We start from the raw sequence: 15,778 nt of genomic DNA, 5'->3' as shown, positions 1-15,778 counted from the left end.
GAGCGAACTCGCTCTTGAAAACACAGGATTCCCTTCGCGGGCGAACCCACTCCCACAGGGCTGTCGCGCCGACACGATCATGAAACTGCCCCCACTTACCGCTTTTCGTTACTTCGACATCGCCGCCGAAACCGAAAGCTTCGTGCGCGCCGCCGAGCGCCTGCATGTGACCCATGGTGCGGTCAGCCGCCAGGTGCGACTGCTGGAGGAGAGCCTTGGCATCGAACTGTTCGAACGGCGCAACCGGGCGATCTTCCTCACCGCTGCCGGCCGGACACTGCACAGCACCACCCAATCGATCTTCGAACAACTGGAAGGCACGGTGCAGCGCCTGCAAACCCAGGAGCGCGATAACGTCCTGGTGTTGTCGTGCGAGCCGACCATCGCCATGCGCTGGTTGATTCCGCGCCTGCCCCGCTTCCACGCCACCCACCCTGACCTGCAACTGCACCTGGTGGCCGCTGGCGGCCCGCTGGATTTCGCACGAGCGGGTGTCGACCTGGCCCTGCGGCGTGACGACTTCCATTGGGACCGACAGCTGCACAGCTTGAAGATCTGCGACGAATGGATCGGCCCGGTCTGCCAACCCAACCTGGGAGGCAGCCTCGAAGGCCAACGGCTGCTGCACAGCGCCACCCGCCCCAACGCCTGGAGCACTTGGCTGCGCCTGGACGGTAGACAGGCCCGAGAGACCGAGCGTAGCGACTTCGAGCATTTCTATCTGTCGATACAGGCCGCCAGCGCGGGCCTGGGCCTGGCGATCGCTTCAGCCTTGATGGTTCGCGACGAGCTCGACAGCGGACAGCTTCAGGCGCCGTTTGGCTTCCTGCGTGATGGCTCTGCCTATCACCTGCTCAGCCCCCGCCCCTTGGAGGCCGGTGACAAGCGCCAGCGCTTCGCGACGTGGGTGGTTCAGGAGTGCCACAGCTGCCTGGCTCACTTGGGCTTGATACAGAACGACGAGCCCGAGTGACCGTCGCCACCCCAAGTCCGAAACCCTGCGGTATCCAGATGAATGCGCCCAGTCGGGTAGCGCCCCAGCCCCATGTTCCAGGCCTGGCCGTGCTGCTGCCAGAAGCGGCAAAGCGGATTGGGATCTGACCACGCCGGCAGCAGCACGTCGACCGCGAAAGCCCGCGTGTGAGCGCTACCCGGCGCGCCGCCCGCACAGGCGTTCAGGCGCGGATCGCGATAGGCCGAGACCACTTCGAACTGACGCAGGATGCCTTGTTCATCAAGGGTCTTGAGCAGCGCCAAGGTGGATCGCACCTGGGGCCATTGGGCGGCCGGCGGCACGGCGAAGGGCGAGGCCTGGCACAGGCGCCAGTCCGAGGCCGAGCGCAGCAGTTGATGGATCGGCACTACACCATAAAGGCGTGCATCCACCAGCATCTGGCGGAAGGCACGCGTCTCGTGGTCACCCGCCCATTGGGCGAACATCCACAGGTCTCGATCATCGGCGCGAGCATGGGCGCCCATCACCAGACTTGCCGCCAATGCCAGCAGCGTCATGCCTTTCATCTACCACTCCTGTGCTCGTCCCTACACCGAGTAAAGCACGGGCCCCGCGCTATTGAGACACGAGCTACTCAAGAGGCCGCAGGCGATATTGAGGCGGCAACTGGGCAAAGCCGCTGATGGTGGTGTCCAGGCTCTTCCAGCGACCATCCTTGATGCCATAGATACAGCCATGAATCGACAGCTCCTGTCCGCGATGCCAGGCGTTCTGCACGATGCTGGTATGAGCCACGTTGGCGACCTGCTGGATGACATTGAGCTCGCACAGCCGATCGACCCTGGCCTCTTCGCTCTCCAGCTTGGCCAGCTCGCCGCGCTTTTCGTAATACAGGTCGCGGATCGAGCGCAGCCAGCCATCGATCAGGCCCAGCTGGCGGTCCTGCATGGCCGCCCGCACCCCGCCGCAGCCGTAGTGGCCGGTGACCAGGATGTGCTTGACCTTGAGCACCTCGACCGCGTACTGGATCACCGACAGGCAGTTCAGGTCGGTGTGCAGCACCACGTTGGCGACATTGCGATGCACGAACAGATCGCCCGGCAGCATGCCAACAATCTCGTTGGCCGGCACGCGGGCATCGGAGCAGCCGATCCAGAGGAATTCGGGGGTTTGCTGGCGGGCCAGCTTGGCGAAGAAATCCGGGTCGCGCTGCTTGATCGCATCGGCCCAGCGCTCATTGTTGTCGATCAGTTCCTGCAGGTCATGCATGGTCGTTGCCTCATCAGGGTATGGCTGTGTGACACGACCTGCTCCTGCAAGGTCACTCTTCGAGCAGGGTGCAGGCCATCACCAGGGCGTCTTCGCGGCCGCCGGCGACCGGATAGTAGTCCCGGCGCCGGCCGATTTCGTTGAATCCGTAGCGCTCGTACAAACGATAGGCCGACTGGTTGCTGGCGCGCACCTCCAGGAAACATTCGCGACCATTGAGCTGATAGGCCCGCGCCATCAGGTGCTCGAGCAAGCGCAGGCCCAGCCCGCGTCCCTGGTTCTCGGGCTTGACGGTGATGTTGAGCAAGTGGGCTTCGTCGATGATCACGTTGATCACGCCATGCCCCACCTGCTGCTGCCCGTCGAACATCAGCCACACTTCGTAGGATTTGAGCGCATCCTGAAAGATCCCGCGGGTCCAGGGATGACTGAACGCGGCATATTCGATCTTAAGCACGGCATCCAGATCCGCCTCGGTCATTCGGCGGAAACTGATCGAGTCACTCATTCAACGCTCTTCCAGCGCGCCATCAGCCGGCGCATCGCTTGCCAGACGTCCGCCTTGCGTTGCGGCTCGTCCATCAACAGTTCAAGGCCCGGCAAGGCCCAGGCATCGCCCAGGCCCTCGACCTTCAGTTCTTGGTAGTAGGCCTCGCTGTCGGCTTGGCCGGCAAAGCGCACGGCTGGCAGGCCGACCAGCCACAGGCAGGTGCAGGGCGCCTCTTCCAGGCGAGCCTGAATGAACCCTTGGACGAAGTCGCGCGCAGCCTCTGGGCCTTGGTCCATGTTGCCGCGTACCAGCAGCGGCCAGCGCACCGGCTCGCCGATGATCTGCGGCGCATCGGGCAGGCCGGCGGCGCGCAGCATGTCCTTGAGCAGCAAGTAAGACGGGTCACGGCTCTGGAACGGCTGGCCGGTGGCCAGCTCCACCAACAGCAGGCAACTGCCGGCACGCAGCAATTGCAGGGCGAAACGCGGCGGCGGCACAGGCACTGGCCGGGGTGCCGGCGCCTGCTCCTCGACTTCGACCGGTTTGCTGGCGGGCTTGGGAGCGCTGCCAGGTCGGGGGATCTCGATCTTCGGTCGTTCCGCCGAGCGGGCCAGCGGCGCGGCTGGCGCCTGCTCGGACGATGGCACCGAGGCCCGCACGTCGATTTCGAAGTCCTCGACCGGCGCCAAAGGCGCCAACAGCTCCGGACGCGACGGTGCGGCGAACGGCAGTTCGGCGCGCGGCAGCCAATGCACCACTTGCATGGCGGATAGGTAAGCGCGGCGGCGGGGCTCGGTCAGCAAGGCACAGGCATCCGGGGAACGAAAACAGTCGGCCATTCTAACGCCGTTGCCCAGCAAGTGCCGCAACTGGTCGGCGGAAATTTGTTGTTTGCTTCCCCATCCGCAGGCAAACCCGCGTCCACGGATACAGCGGTGTTGCTGAGCGCACCACTGGACCAGGCGAGAGCGGGCTTGCCCGCGAAGAGGCCAGGCAATTCCCTGCAAGGCTTGGGGCCATCCCGATTACAGACCAAGGGGTGAAATCCTCCCCCCCGGATGCAGTACAATCGCCCCTTTTATTTGGCAACGAGTCGACCCGCCAATGATCGAACCCAAGCGCGTCCTGCGCGCCCTAGCCGAACACTGGGCCCTGATCGAGCCGCTGTGCGAGCGTTTCGACCAGGGCACCCTGAGCCTGGTCGAACTGCGCCAGCAGCTTGCCCGGCAGCAGGTGGAAAGTACGCCGCAGGACATCACCCAGCTGCTGGACGTATGGATACGCCTGGATATCCTGGTGCCGGTGGCCAAGAGCCCGAACCGCTTCGAGCTCAACGCCCAGATCCACGACTTCCTCGCCTACCTGCGCCGCGAGCACCGCCTGGGCCTGTGCCTTGAGATCGAGGCCTACCTGCGCCACCTGGAGCGCCTGGCCGGGCACATCCAGGACGCCTTCGACAACCGCGACAGCGACGACCTGGCGCGCCAACTACGCCTGCTCGACATGCGCGTGCGCGATGTCCTCAAGAAACTCGACAACGACGAGCAGGCGCTGGTCGCCGTGGCCGAACGGGCCAAGACCAGCAACCGCCAGATCCCTCTGCGCCAACGTTACGCCGAAGTCCTGGCGACTTGGGACGAATACGTCGAGCCGATGATCCAACTGGTCAATGCCGACGGCGCTTTCGAACAAGGCGTGCGCAAGGTCGAAACCGTGCTGCTGCGCCTGCTGGGCGAGCAGGCGCGCCTGGGCCATCTGGTCGACGACGACATGTTGCTGCGCACCCATGCGCGCATCCTCGAGATGCAGACCAGCGCCCAGCTCACCCTGCGCCATGCCCGTGAGCTGCTGCTGCCGCTGCGCGAAGAAGCGCGCCGGCACAACGCGGTCACCCGTGGCGCGGCCCTGGCCCTCTCGGTGATCCGACGCAAAGGCATCGATGCGGTGCCGCATGCGGCCATGCCGATGTTCACCCGCCCGCAGAGCACGTTCCTCGGCAGCGCCAGCCAGGTCGAGGCCTATGTGTATGCCTTGGCCCGCTTCGAGCCCAAGCCGGCGCGCTTCCCCAAGGCGCACAAGAGCCAGAAGGGCCCGCTGCCCCGCGCTCCGCGCACGGTCAAGGAAATGCTCGAGCGCTGCGAGGACGCCTTGCCCCTGCCGGATCTGATGGTCTGGCTGCTCGAGCAGGAGCCCGAAGGCGCCACCGACGAATTGCTGTACTGGTTCTCGCGCCTGTCGCGGGAGAAGCGCTTTAGCCGCGAACGCCTGGACCGCCGCGAGTACACCACCCGCGAGCACCTGGTCAGCCTGCGCTCCTTCGCCCTGACCTCCAGCCGCGAAACCACGCCTGAATCCAACGCGAGCCCAGCCAATGCATCTTGATCTTTCCGAACTGTCCCAGCTCGCCCCCATCTTCCGCGAGCTGTTCAAAGGTTTTCACATCAGCCGCCGCGACCCTGAGCTGTATGCCCAGTTGTCGAACTTCCAGGACCAGTACCGCACCCTGTTCAAGGCCCTGGGCTTCGAACTGGTGTGCGATACCCGCGGGTTCTACTACTTCGTGCCCGAGCAGGCCGCCGCGCAGGTCAACAAGACCGCCCAGCGATTGTCGCTGTTCACCTTCATCCTGGTCGAGCACCTGGCCGACCAGGGCCGCGATCCAATGGCCGTGCTTGACGGCGGCAGCATTGGCCGCGATGAGCTGCCTTCGCTGCTGGAAAAGTACCGCGACCTGTTCATCCAGGCCGAAGTGCAGACCGTCGACGAGCTGGAAGAAAAGATCCTGCGCCGCATGACCCAGCTGGGTTTTGCCCACGAGGAAGGCGGCATCTACCGCTTCCTGCCGCCGATGCACCGCTTCCTGGATGTGTGCCTGTCGGTCCAGCAGGACCGGGATCTGGCTGCCAGTCTGCACAGCGACCTGCCGTTGCCAACGCCGGTACTGGTCGAAGAAGAAAGCCCGGAAGAACTCAACCGCACCGACGATCCGCTCGACCTGTCGCCGTTCGACAGCGAGGAGAGCGAGGAAGAAGCCCTCGCCCGAGCCATCCGCGAAGAGCAACAGGAGATTGACGCATGAGCCAGGAACGCTACGGTATTCGCCGCTTCGCACTGCTCAACACCGCCGGCTACAGCCTGGGACTGTTCCCTCTGGAGCAGCCGCTGTCGGTCTATGGTGCCAACAACCTCGGTAAATCCGCCTCGATCAACGCCCTGCAGTTCCCGATCCTGGCGCGCATGTCCGACATGAGCTTCGGCAAGTACAGCCTGGAGCAGTCGCGCCGGTTCTACTTCGCCAGCGACACCAGCTATATCCTCTGCGAGCTGAACCTGCCCCACGGCCCCCACGTGATCGGTGTGGTCGGCCGCGGCCCAGGGGGTGGTTTCGGCCACCAGTTCTTTGCCTACCAGGGACAGCTGGACCTGGCGCACTACCAGAAGAACGACACCTGCCTGCGCCAGAAGGAGCTGTTCACCAACCTCGAGCAGCACGGCCTGAAGGCCTACGAACTCAAGCCCGACGAACTGCGCCGACTGCTGGTCGGCGGTCATACGTCGGTGCCGCTGGACCTGACCCTGATCCCGCTGCGCTCGACCAGCGAACAGAGCCTGAAGACCTTCCGCTCGCTGTTCATCAACCTGCTGCACATGCGCGAGATCACCGCAGCCAAGCTCAAGCAGCTGTTCCTCGATGCCTTCGAGCACAGCCTGCGCTCGGGCAGCGTCGATTACATCGCCGCCTGCGAGGAAGCCTTCCGCGACGTGCGCCGCATGGAGCAGGACTACAATGCCCTGGTCGCCGCAGGCCCGCTGGTCGAGGCCCTGGCCGGCGGCGTGGCCCAGCGCGACATCCTGCGCGGAAAGCTGCACCGCCTCTCGCCCCTGCTCGACAACCTGCTGGGCACCTGGCAGGAATACGCCATGGCGCGCAAGGAAGAACTGGTCATCCAGGCCGAGCACTACCGCAGCGAACAGGACCGCCTGCAGAACGACCAACGCGGTGGTACCCAGGAGCTGATGCGACTGGAGCGCGAGATCACCGGCATCCAGCGCTGGCTTGGCGAGCTGTCGGTACTCAAGCATCGCTTCGCCTTGGTCGAAGATGCCAAGGTCCTGGAGCAGCAACTGCTGGCCGCCAAGGATGCCCACGACGAATTGGCCGGCGCCCTGGCCCAGTCGCGTCAGTTCTCCGCCGAGGACCTCGACGAGCGCGTGCGCGATCTGGAAAAACGCCTAAAGCAGGTCAAGCAGCAGCTCGATCACGCCGACAACAACAGCTACGCCCGCCTGCGCGAGGAGTTTTCCCAGCAGGATGTCGACCGCCTGATGCGCCTGTTCAACGGTGCGCTGTTCAGCCTGCCGCTGGGCGATCGGGGCATCGAGCTGGACGACAGCGATGTCTGGGTCAAGACCCTCGAAGCAGTGCTCGACAGCTTCAAGGGCGAGCGCTTCGAGGCGCCTGGCCTGTCCATCGACCTTTCGCACATCGACCCGCCGGCCCTGCAGGCCCTGGCCGACCGCGCCGCCTTGCGCGACCAGAAGGAGCGCCTGGAAAAAGAACTCAAGCAGCTCAAGACCCAGCAGGCAGTCGCCGCCGACCGCAACGCGAGCAAGGCCCAGACCGAGGCCCTGTACCAACAGGTGCTCGACGCCCAGAAGGCCCTGGAAGACTTCCGCCGCAGCGAAACCCTGAGCGCCGAAGAGCCCGAGAAGATGGAGCAACTGGCGCAACTGGAAGCCGCCCAGGACGAGCTCAAGCGCTCCAGCGACGCCTTCACCGAACGCGTCCAGCAATTGTCGGCCAAGCTGCAACTGGTCGGCCGGCAGATCGCCGACCTCGAAGCCAAGCAACGCACCCTTGACGACGCCCTGCGCCGCCGCCAGCTGCTGCCGGCCGACCTGCCGTTCGGCACGCCGTTCATGGAAGCGGTCGACGACTCCATGGACAACCTGCTGCCACTGCTCAACGACTACCAGGACAGCTGGCAGGCGCTGCAGCGGGTGGACAACCAGATCGAGGCGCTGTACGCCCAGGTGCGCCTCAAGGGCGTGGCCAAGTTCGACAGCGAAGACGACATGGAACGCCGCCTGCAGCTGCTGATCAATGCCTACTCGCACCGCACCGAAGAGGCCCTGACCCTGGCCAAGGCCCGTCGCGCGGCGGTCACCGACATCGCCCGGACTCTGCGCAACATTCGCAGTGACTACGACAGCCTCGAGCACCAACTGGCGCTGTTCAACCGCGAGATCAACCGGCGCCAGGTGTCCAACCTGGAGAGCTTCCGCGTGGTCCTGGCACCGAACAAGGAAGCGCTCAAGCACATCGACCAGATCATCCACAGCGCCGGCCAGTACGAAGAAGGCGAGACCCTGTCGGTGTTCGACCTGACCCAGAGCGCCGAGCAGGATCACAAGAACGAAGAGGCCAAGGAGTACCTGGCGCGGCTGGTGGCGGCCAACCACAACCAGCTGGGCCTGAAGGACCTGTTCGAGCTGGCCTTCGAGATCACCAAGATCAACAGCCAGCCGGTGATCCACGCCGACATCGATGGCGCCGCGTCCAACGGCACCACCATGACCATCAAGGCGCTGACCAATATGTACCTGCTGCTGCACTTGATGGATCGCGATCTGGCCGGGCGCATCCGCCTGCCCTACTACCTCGACGAGGCGGCGGACATCGACGAACGCAACCAGGCAGCGCTGCTGGAAACCAGCCAGCAGCTAGGCTTCGTGCCGATTCTGGCGAGCGTGAAGCCGCAGGTGTCGGCGCGGGTCGCGATTGACTTGGAAGGGGGTAGCGGACCGAACGGCATCTACATCGACGAAGCGGACTGGAAGTTCATCAGCCGTATCGATGAAGTGAAGGCGATCGTGCGTGAGGATGTGGCCGAGGAACTGGCCTGAGTCGGTGAACTGGGGCCGCTTTTGCGGCCCTTCGCAGGCTAGCGCCAGCGCCTGCATGCTTTAAGTCTGGCGTGACTCCCTTGCAGCGTAGGATGGGGCCAAAGCCCCCTCCCGACCGTCAACCAGGTATCACTGCGCCCACGGCAGGATGGGAATTGCCGTTACCGCATTTTGCGGGCTGCCTTCGATCATCCGGTCGCTGTACACCAGGTACACCAGCGTGTTGCGCTTCTTGTCCAGAAAGCGCACCACCTGCATGGTCTTGAACACCAGCGAGGTGCGCTCCTTGAATACTTCCTCGCCGTCCTTGAGCTCACCCTTGAAGTTGATCGGACCGACCTGACGGCAGGCGATCGACGCCTCTGCGCGGTCTTCGGCCAGACCCAGCCCACCTTTCACACCGCCCGTCTTGGCCCGCGACAGGTAGCAAGTCACACCCTCGACCTTCGGATCGTCGAACGCCTCGACCACAATGCGGTCGTTCGGCCCGAGGAACTTGAACACAGTGGATACCTGGCCGATTTCATCGGCTGGGGCCAGCACCGGCAGCGCCAAGGCCGCCAGGGCAATCATCTTTTTCAGCATGCCCCGCCTCCTTAGACCAGCACCAGGTTGTCGCGGTGCACCAGCTCCGGTTCGGCGCTGTAGCCCAGCAGGCTCTCGATGGCATCGGAAGGCTGGCCGATGATCTTCTGCGCCTCCAGGGCGCTGTAATTGGCCAGGCCACGGGCCACTTCACGGCCATCAGGCCCTACGCAGACCACCATTTCGCCACGACGGAAGCTGCCCTGCACGGTCTTCACGCCAACCGGCAGCAGGCTCTTGTTCGATTCGCGCAAGGCCTTCACGGCGCCGTCGTCCAGCACCAGGGTCCCGCGGGTTTGCAGATGGCCGGCCAGCCACTGCTTGCGTGCGGCGAGCATGCCGCGCTCGGGCGACAGCAGAGTTCCCAAGCGCTCGCCAGCCTTCAAGCGATCCAGGACACGCTCGATGCGGCCACCGATGATGATGGTATGGGCGCCGGAACGGGCAGCCAGGCGCGCGGCGCGCAGTTTGGTCTGCATGCCGCCGCGACCGAGCGCCCCCCCGGTACCGCCAGCAACGGCATCGAGCGACGGATCATCGGCGCGAGCCTCATAGATCAGCTGCGCCTGCGGGTTGTTGCGTGGGTCGGCGTCGAACATGCCGTCGCGGTCGGTGAGGATCACCAGCAGATCGGCTTCCACCAGGTTGGCCACCAAGGCGGCCAGGGTGTCGTTGTCACCGAAACGGATCTCGTCGGTGACCACGGTGTCGTTCTCGTTGATCACCGGGACCACACCCAGATCGACGAGAGTACGCAGGGTGCTGCGCGCATTGAGGTAACGCTTGCGGTCGGAAAGGTCATCATGGGTCAGAAGAATCTGCGCGGTGTGTTTGCCGTGCTCGCCGAAGCTCGACTCCCATGCCTGCACCAGGCGCATCTGGCCAATGGAAGCGGCGGCTTGCAGCTCGTTCATCGCGCTCGGTCGCGAGGTCCAGCCCAGCTGGCTCATGCCCGCTGCCACGGCCCCGGAGGAGACCAGCACCAATTCCACACCTGCTTCCCGCAGTGCGACCATCTGCTCGACCCAGACAGCCATGGCGCCGCGGTCGAGGCCTTTGCCATCCGCCGTCAGCAGGGCGCTGCCGATCTTCACGACCCAGCGCTTGGCGCCTGTCACCTTGCTTCGCATCTTCTCTTCCAACCTATGTCGAATCTGTAGATACCGTAGATACAAAAACGCCGCTCGTTTGAGCGGCGTTTAGTGTACTGCAACCGATCAGTCGCGCACGTAAATGATTTCCGGACCGTCTTCGTCGTCCTCGAAATCATCCCAGTCATCGTCGTCGCCGATGTCGTGCACGCTCTTGACGCCGGTGCGGCGCAGAGTACGCGCGTCATCCAGCGCCTGCAGCTGGGCACGGGCTTCATCTTCGATACGCTGATCGAGCTCGGCCAGCTCTTCGGCGTAGGCCGGGTCGTTGGCCAGGCGGTCGGCGCGGTCTTCCAGGTAACGCATCAGGTCATGGCTGAGCTGTTCGGTGCCCTGCTTGGCAATGGCCGAAATCACATAGACCGGACCATCCCAGTTCAAGCGCTCGACGACTTCCTTGACGCGCTCTTCGCGCTCATCGTCCATGATCATGTCGGCCTTGTTCAGCACCAGCCAACGCTCACGATCGACCAAAGCCGGGCTGAACTGCGCCAGCTCGTTGAGGATGATTTCAGCGGCATCGGCCGGGCTGCTGCCGTCCAGCGGCGCCAGGTCGACCAGGTGCAACAGCACACGGGTGCGCGCCAGGTGCTTGAGGAAGCGGATACCCAGGCCGGCGCCATCGGAAGCACCTTCGATCAGGCCCGGGATGTCGGCGATGACGAAACTCTTCCAGCGGTCGACGCTGACCACACCCAGGTTCGGCACCAGGGTGGTGAACGGGTAGTCGGCAACCTTCGGCTTGGCTGCGGAAACCGCACGGATGAAGGTGCTCTTGCCCGCATTCGGCAAGCCCAGCAGACCGACGTCGGCCAGGACCTTGAGCTCCATCTTCAGGTCGCGCTGCTCACCCGGTTTGCCTGGCGTGGTCTGACGCGGCGCGCGGTTAGTGCTGGACTTGAAACGGGTGTTGCCAAGGCCGTGCCAGCCGCCCTGGGCGACCATCAGCTTCTGCCCCGGCGTGACCAGATCACCGATCACCTCCTGGGTCGAGGCGTCGATCACGGTGGTGCCGACCGGCACGCGCAGGAACAGGTCTTCACCTTTCTTGCCGGTGCAGTCGGTGCTGCCACCGTTCTGACCACGCTGGGCTTCGTGATGACGGGTGTAGCGGTAGTCAACCAAGGTGTTGAGGTTCTCATCGGCAACCATGTACACCGAGCCGCCGTCGCCACCATCACCACCGTTGGGGCCACCGTTCTCGATGAACTTCTCGCGGCGGAAGCTCATGCAACCATTGCCGCCGTCACCGGCCTTGACCCGGATCGATACTTCGTCAACAAACTTCATAAAAACCGCCTCTCGTCTTCCGACGAGCTGAATGACTCAATTACATGAGGCTCTTGCAAAAATGAGCGCGGCGGCCCCGTACGACCGTAGAAACCCACGCCGGCAGCCCATACAAACAGCTTTGCAAGAGGCTCACCACAAACGAAAAAGCCCCGTCGCATGACGGGGCTTCTCCAGCGACAGCGCGATTAGGCCGCGACGACGCTTACGTAACGACGACCGAACTCGCCTTTCTTCTCGAACTTGATCACGCCTTCGATCTTGGCGAACAGGGTGTGATCCTTGCCCATACCAACGCCGTAGCCGGCGTGGAATTCGGTGCCGCGCTGGCGGACGATGATGTTGCCTGGCTTGATAACCTGGCCACCATACATCTTCACGCCAAGGCGTTTCGATTCTGAGTCGCGACCGTTACGAGTACTACCACCAGCCTTTTTGTGTGCCATGGTTCAATTCTCCAATAAATTCAGGGGATCGGGGCGATTAAGCCTGGATACCGGTGATTTTGATTTCGGTGAACCACTGGCGGTGGCCCATGCGCTTCATGTGGTGCTTACGACGACGGAACTTGATGATGCGAACCTTGTCGTGACGGCCTTGCGAAACGACTTCGGCCACAACCTTGGCACCTGCGACGACTGGAGCGCCGATGGTGACTTCTTCGCCGTTGGCGACCAGCAGAACGCGATCGAAGGTCACGGATTCGCCAGTAGCGACTTCCAGCTTCTCGATCTTGAGGAATTCACCTTCAGCGACTTTGTACTGCTTGCCGCCGGTAACGATTACTGCGTAAGACATTGGGTATTTCTCCGATAATCCTGCTCACCCAGCGCTTTATATGATGAGTATTGGCTGGCATGGCTGCACTGGGCTGGAACGGCCCGGTGCAATTGCGTAAGGCAGGTGCTGCCCAGGAAGTTAGGGTGCGCGATTGTACGCAACCCAATAAATGCTTGCAAGTGGCGGCCAGGGGCCACGGGCACCGCGCCTTGACACACCGGGACCCGCGACCTAGCATGCCGCGCAACCTCAATGGAGCAGCCGATGCAACCCCAAACCTTCTACCGCGCGGTAGCTGACGATTTCAGCGCCGTCGACGAGATCATCAAGAAGCAGCTGACCTCGCGCGTGCCGCTGGTATCGAAGATCGGCGACTATATCACGTCCGCTGGCGGCAAGCGCCTGCGCCCATTGCTGGTGCTGCTGTGCGGCAAGGCCCTGGGTCGTGAAGGCGACGACCTGCGCTTGCTCGCGGCGACCATCGAGTTCCTGCACACCGCCACCTTGCTGCACGATGACGTGGTCGACATGTCCGGTATGCGCCGTGGCCGCTCCACCGCCAACGCCCTGTGGGGCAACGCCCCGAGCGTGCTGGTCGGCGACTTCCTTTATTCGCGCTCGTTCGAGATGATGGTCGAGCTGGGCTCGATGCCGGTCATGCAGATCCTCTCCAAGGCCACCCGGGTGATCGCCGAGGGCGAGGTGCTGCAACTGTCGCGAGTTCGCGATGCCAGCACCACCGAAGAGGTCTACATGGATGTCATCCGCGGCAAGACCGCGATGCTGTTCGAGGCCTCCACCCACAGCGCCGCTGCACTGGCCGGCGCCAGCGACGAGCAGCGCGAAGCCCTGCGCACCTTCGGTGACCATCTGGGCGTGGCCTTCCAGCTGGTCGACGACCTGCTGGATTACAAAGGCGACTCGCAGACCCTGGGCAAGAACGTCGGCGACGACCTGGCCGAGGGCAAGCCAACCTTGCCGCTGATCTACACCATGCGCGAAGGCACCGCCGAACAGGCCGCCCTGGTACGCCAGGCGATCCAGAAGGGCGGTATCGAGGACTTGGAGCAGATCCGCATCGCCGTGGAAGCCTCCGGCGCCTTGGACTATACCGCCCAGCTCGCCCGGGACTACGTCAAGCGCGCCATCGAATGCCTGGAAGTGCTGCCAGCCAGCGAATACCGTGACGCACTGATCGAACTGAGCGAGTTTGCGGTAGCCCGAACCCACTAAGATCGCATCGCCCTCATTCGCGGGTAACTCCGCCCCACAGATTGCGCCGCGTCTGAGGGAGCGGGGTTACCCGCGAATGCGTTTGCACAGGCAAAACACACTATCCGATCAAAACCTTATACAATGTGGGCCTTAATCCCGCTTGTCTTGAGGAACCCCTGTGAGCACTTTGCCACCTTGCCCCAAATGCAACTCCGAATACACCTATGAGGATGGCACTCAGCTGATCTGCCCCGAATGCGCCCACGAATGGTCGGCCAATGGCGAAGCCGAAGCCGCCAGCGACGACGTGGTGAAAAAGGATTCGGTCGGCAATGTCCTGCAGGACGGCGACACCGTCACGGTCATCAAGGACCTCAAGGTCAAAGGATCTTCCCTGGTGGTGAAGGTCGGCACCAAGGTCAAGAATATCCGCCTGTGCGATGGCGACCACGATATCGACTGCAAGATCGACGGCATCGGCGCCATGAAGCTGAAGTCCGAGTTCGTACGCAAGGTCTGACCCCGCACCGGGGCCGCCACCCGGGCGGCCCCTCAGGTCTGCGACAAGTCCCTACCCCGCCCGGAAGAAAACTTCCAATAGGGTCTTGCTATTCTGATAATAAGAATTATTCTCATTGGAACCCATTCCAAGGAGAACAGCCATGACCTATCTGATCGATGCCTGGCTCGACCGGCCTCACCCCTACCTGCGCATTCTGCATCGCGAAACAGGCGAAGTCTGTGCCGTGCTCGAGCAAGACGCGCTCGATGAGCTGCGCGACCAGGGCGACCTGGACCTCAATGGCCTGAATTCAAGCGAGCCGGGAGTGCTCAAGGAGTTGGTGCGAAATCTGTTTCTGTATTGCTATGCACGGGCATTGCGCCCCGGGGGAACAGAGTGGAACTGATGCCACAGGCTTGGCCAACTCCCGCACGCGCTGAATGCACGGCACCTGCGGGAGCGGGCTTGCCCGCGACTGGGCCGCAATGCGGCCCCGACGGCATTACAGAACGTCGAGCAGCTCGACGTCGAACACCAGTACGCTGTGCGGCGGGATGCTGCCGACGCCCTGGGCGCCATAGGCCAGCTCGCTCGGCACGTACAGACGCCATTTGCTGCCGGCATTCATCAGTTGCAGCGCCTCGGTCCAGCCCGCGATGACACCACCGACCGGGAATTCGGCCGGCTGGCCACGATCGTAGGAGCTGTCGAACACAGTGCCGTCGATCAGGGTGCCGTGATAGTGGGTACGCACGTTGTCTTCGCGAGTCGGCTTGGCGCCTTCGCCTGCGGTCAGGACTTCGTACTGCAGGCCCGACGCCAGGGTGACGATGCCGTCACGCTTGGCATTCTCGACCAGGAACTGCTTGCCAGCGGCAGCAGCAGCTTCGGCCTTGGCAGCCGCTTCGGCTTGCATCACTTCACGGATGACCTTGAAGCTGGCCGACAGGTCGGCTTCGCTGACTCGGCTCTCGGCACCGTTGAACGCATCGGTCAGGCCAGCCAGGATGGCTTCCAGGCTCACGCCTGGCGGCGGGTTGTCACGCAGTTGGCCGCCCAGCTGACGGCCAATGCCATAGCTGACGCGCGTTTCGTCGGTGCTCAGGTTCAGTTCGGACATTTCACTCTCCGCTTGAGGGCGAAGGAAATCCGCCCTGCATGAAAAAGGGCGAGAAGCCTAGCACACAGCGGCGCAGTGATTCAGCTATCAGGGCTACCAGGCCGAACGCTGGGAGATCGGCACTTTCAAGTCCTCCTCCGGGTGCGAACCCATTCCGCACATTTCGTCCTGGACCGACCAGTGCACCAGGTTCATCGACAACATCGGCAGAGCGTTGAGCAGTTGCCGCGCATCCTCCACCGAATGCACCCGCAACCGTTCGCCACGACCATCTGCCAGTGGGTGGGCATGGCCCTGGATCCGGGCCTCGAGCAGATAATCACCGCCTTCGATGGCGATCAGATTGAGTTCCTCGACATGGCCAGCCCTGGCTTCGACATTGAGCTGATGCAGGTTCATGAGAGCACCTCACAAGTGGGAACCACGCATGACTGCTCATTTTTTGTACACCCGTTGAAAAATCACAAGCCATGAGCGCAACCGCCCGTCCGTTTGGCAACGGACGGGCGGCGGC

The 15,778-nt window shown here is 63.4% G+C and carries 18 protein-coding genes; 7 read left to right on the top strand and 11 right to left on the bottom strand.

Annotated features, from left to right (window positions below):
• Window positions 1-79 precede the first annotated feature (79 nt).
• Window positions 80-973, top strand: a complete 894-nt coding sequence (locus R6G97_RS16340; RefSeq protein WP_102081201.1) for a LysR substrate-binding domain-containing protein — start codon at window positions 80-82, stop codon at window positions 971-973.
• Here the strand turns inward: R6G97_RS16340 and R6G97_RS16335 are convergent.
• The 4 genes from R6G97_RS16335 to R6G97_RS16320 all read right to left on the bottom strand — a co-directional run bounded on the left by R6G97_RS16335 (window position 937) and on the right by R6G97_RS16320 (window position 3,517).
• Window positions 937-1,512, bottom strand: a complete 576-nt coding sequence (locus R6G97_RS16335) for a D-Ala-D-Ala carboxypeptidase family metallohydrolase (RefSeq protein ID WP_180962693.1) — start codon at window positions 1,510-1,512, stop codon at window positions 937-939. The genes R6G97_RS16340 and R6G97_RS16335 overlap by 37 nt on opposite strands.
• Window positions 1,513-1,585: 73 nt before the next feature.
• Window positions 1,586-2,224, bottom strand: a complete 639-nt coding sequence (gene can, locus R6G97_RS16330; protein ID WP_070576852.1) for a carbonate dehydratase — start codon at window positions 2,222-2,224, stop codon at window positions 1,586-1,588.
• A 52-nt stretch (window positions 2,225-2,276) separates the two neighbouring features.
• A complete protein-coding gene (rimI, locus tag R6G97_RS16325; RefSeq protein ID WP_043208488.1) occupies window positions 2,277-2,732 on the bottom strand; it encodes a ribosomal protein S18-alanine N-acetyltransferase in 456 nt (151 codons plus the stop codon).
• Window positions 2,729-3,517 carry an energy transducer TonB gene (locus R6G97_RS16320; RefSeq protein ID WP_317848159.1) on the bottom strand — a complete coding sequence of 263 codons (789 nt, stop codon included), beginning with the start codon at window positions 3,515-3,517 and terminating at the stop codon, window positions 2,729-2,731. The genes rimI and R6G97_RS16320 overlap by 4 nt, the downstream gene beginning before the upstream one ends.
• Before the next feature lie 301 nt (window positions 3,518-3,818).
• On the opposite strand from R6G97_RS16320, the gene mksB reads away from it, so the two are divergent.
• Genes mksB through mksF form a run of 3 tightly spaced genes read left to right on the top strand, consistent with a single transcriptional unit; the run spans window position 3,819 to window position 8,621 of the window.
• Entirely contained in the window at window positions 3,819-5,096 is a 1,278-nt protein-coding gene (mksB, locus tag R6G97_RS16315) for an Mks condensin complex protein MksB (protein ID WP_043208486.1), read from the top strand.
• Window positions 5,086-5,793 (top strand): Mks condensin complex protein MksE, encoded by a 708-nt coding sequence (gene mksE, locus R6G97_RS16310; RefSeq protein WP_043208483.1) that lies wholly within the window; start codon window positions 5,086-5,088, stop codon window positions 5,791-5,793. The genes mksB and mksE overlap by 11 nt, the downstream gene beginning before the upstream one ends.
• Window positions 5,790-8,621: an Mks condensin complex protein MksF gene (gene mksF / locus R6G97_RS16305; protein ID WP_043208481.1), complete on the top strand. Its 2,832-nt coding sequence runs from the start codon at window positions 5,790-5,792 to the stop codon at window positions 8,619-8,621. The genes mksE and mksF overlap by 4 nt, the downstream gene beginning before the upstream one ends.
• A 129-nt stretch (window positions 8,622-8,750) precedes the next feature.
• Here mksF and R6G97_RS16300 read toward each other — a convergent pair whose 3' ends face one another.
• From R6G97_RS16300 to rplU, 5 genes are all read right to left on the bottom strand, one after another.
• Window positions 8,751-9,206 (bottom strand): CreA family protein, encoded by a 456-nt coding sequence (locus R6G97_RS16300; RefSeq protein WP_043208479.1) that lies wholly within the window; start codon window positions 9,204-9,206, stop codon window positions 8,751-8,753.
• An 11-nt stretch (window positions 9,207-9,217) separates the two neighbouring features.
• A complete protein-coding gene (proB, locus tag R6G97_RS16295) occupies window positions 9,218-10,336 on the bottom strand; it encodes a glutamate 5-kinase (protein ID WP_043208477.1) in 1,119 nt (372 codons plus the stop codon).
• Window positions 10,337-10,423: 87 nt separating this feature from the next.
• On the bottom strand, window positions 10,424-11,647 hold the full coding sequence (cgtA, locus tag R6G97_RS16290) for an Obg family GTPase CgtA (RefSeq protein WP_043208475.1): 1,224 nt from the start codon (window positions 11,645-11,647) through the stop codon (window positions 10,424-10,426).
• Between the two features lie 188 nt (window positions 11,648-11,835).
• Window positions 11,836-12,093 carry a 50S ribosomal protein L27 gene (gene rpmA, locus R6G97_RS16285; protein WP_043208473.1) on the bottom strand — a complete coding sequence of 86 codons (258 nt, stop codon included), beginning with the start codon at window positions 12,091-12,093 and terminating at the stop codon, window positions 11,836-11,838.
• Between the two features lie 37 nt (window positions 12,094-12,130).
• A complete protein-coding gene (gene rplU / locus R6G97_RS16280; RefSeq protein ID WP_003247466.1) occupies window positions 12,131-12,445 on the bottom strand; it encodes a 50S ribosomal protein L21 in 315 nt (104 codons plus the stop codon).
• A gap of 246 nt (window positions 12,446-12,691) precedes the next feature.
• Here rplU and R6G97_RS16275 point away from each other — a divergent pair, with 246 nt between their 5' ends.
• The 3 genes from R6G97_RS16275 to R6G97_RS16265 all read left to right on the top strand — a co-directional run bounded on the left by R6G97_RS16275 (window position 12,692) and on the right by R6G97_RS16265 (window position 14,550).
• The gene (locus R6G97_RS16275) at window positions 12,692-13,660 is read left to right on the top strand and encodes a polyprenyl synthetase family protein (RefSeq protein ID WP_043208470.1); all 969 of its coding nucleotides are present in this window, start codon (window positions 12,692-12,694) and stop codon (window positions 13,658-13,660) included.
• A 160-nt stretch (window positions 13,661-13,820) separates the two neighbouring features.
• Window positions 13,821-14,162, top strand: a complete 342-nt coding sequence (locus R6G97_RS16270) for a zinc ribbon domain-containing protein YjdM (protein ID WP_043208469.1) — start codon at window positions 13,821-13,823, stop codon at window positions 14,160-14,162.
• A gap of 142 nt (window positions 14,163-14,304) precedes the next feature.
• Complete coding sequence (locus R6G97_RS16265) at window positions 14,305-14,550, top strand: PA4570 family protein (protein ID WP_043208467.1); 246 nt, start codon at window positions 14,305-14,307, stop codon at window positions 14,548-14,550.
• Between the two features lie 96 nt (window positions 14,551-14,646).
• On the opposite strand, the gene R6G97_RS16260 is transcribed toward R6G97_RS16265, so the two are convergent.
• Both R6G97_RS16260 and R6G97_RS16255 read right to left on the bottom strand, forming a co-directional pair.
• The gene (locus R6G97_RS16260; RefSeq protein ID WP_043208464.1) at window positions 14,647-15,264 is read right to left on the bottom strand and encodes an FKBP-type peptidyl-prolyl cis-trans isomerase; all 618 of its coding nucleotides are present in this window, start codon (window positions 15,262-15,264) and stop codon (window positions 14,647-14,649) included.
• 93 nt (window positions 15,265-15,357) lie between these two features.
• On the bottom strand, window positions 15,358-15,663 hold the full coding sequence (locus R6G97_RS16255; RefSeq protein ID WP_043208462.1) for a DUF6482 family protein: 306 nt from the start codon (window positions 15,661-15,663) through the stop codon (window positions 15,358-15,360).
• Window positions 15,664-15,778: the final 115 nt, after the last annotated feature.

This window comes from Pseudomonas sp. HTZ2 (assembly GCF_033173945.1).
Classification (GTDB): domain Bacteria; phylum Pseudomonadota; class Gammaproteobacteria; order Pseudomonadales; family Pseudomonadaceae; genus Aquipseudomonas; species Aquipseudomonas guariconensis.
This window is presented reverse-complemented; position numbering and strand designations above follow the sequence as displayed.

Coding starts and splice junctions, on each gene's coding strand:
- R6G97_RS16340 (WP_102081201.1), top strand. CDS start 80: ATGAAACTGCCCCCACTTACCGCTTTTCGTTACTTCGACATCGCCGCC.
- R6G97_RS16335 (WP_180962693.1), bottom strand. CDS start 1,512: ATGACGCTGCTGGCATTGGCGGCAAGTCTGGTGATGGGCGCCCATGCT.
- can (WP_070576852.1), bottom strand. CDS start 2,224: ATGCATGACCTGCAGGAACTGATCGACAACAATGAGCGCTGGGCCGAT.
- rimI (WP_043208488.1), bottom strand. CDS start 2,732: ATGAGTGACTCGATCAGTTTCCGCCGAATGACCGAGGCGGATCTGGAT.
- mksB (WP_043208486.1), top strand. CDS start 3,819: ATGATCGAACCCAAGCGCGTCCTGCGCGCCCTAGCCGAACACTGGGCC.
- mksE (WP_043208483.1), top strand. CDS start 5,086: ATGCATCTTGATCTTTCCGAACTGTCCCAGCTCGCCCCCATCTTCCGC.
- mksF (WP_043208481.1), top strand. CDS start 5,790: ATGAGCCAGGAACGCTACGGTATTCGCCGCTTCGCACTGCTCAACACC.
- R6G97_RS16300 (WP_043208479.1), bottom strand. CDS start 9,206: ATGCTGAAAAAGATGATTGCCCTGGCGGCCTTGGCGCTGCCGGTGCTG.
- proB (WP_043208477.1), bottom strand. CDS start 10,336: ATGCGAAGCAAGGTGACAGGCGCCAAGCGCTGGGTCGTGAAGATCGGC.
- cgtA (WP_043208475.1), bottom strand. CDS start 11,647: ATGAAGTTTGTTGACGAAGTATCGATCCGGGTCAAGGCCGGTGACGGC.
- rpmA (WP_043208473.1), bottom strand. CDS start 12,093: ATGGCACACAAAAAGGCTGGTGGTAGTACTCGTAACGGTCGCGACTCA.
- rplU (WP_003247466.1), bottom strand. CDS start 12,445: ATGTCTTACGCAGTAATCGTTACCGGCGGCAAGCAGTACAAAGTCGCT.
- R6G97_RS16275 (WP_043208470.1), top strand. CDS start 12,692: ATGCAACCCCAAACCTTCTACCGCGCGGTAGCTGACGATTTCAGCGCC.
- R6G97_RS16265 (WP_043208467.1), top strand. CDS start 14,305: ATGACCTATCTGATCGATGCCTGGCTCGACCGGCCTCACCCCTACCTG.
- R6G97_RS16260 (WP_043208464.1), bottom strand. CDS start 15,264: ATGTCCGAACTGAACCTGAGCACCGACGAAACGCGCGTCAGCTATGGC.
- R6G97_RS16255 (WP_043208462.1), bottom strand. CDS start 15,663: ATGAACCTGCATCAGCTCAATGTCGAAGCCAGGGCTGGCCATGTCGAG.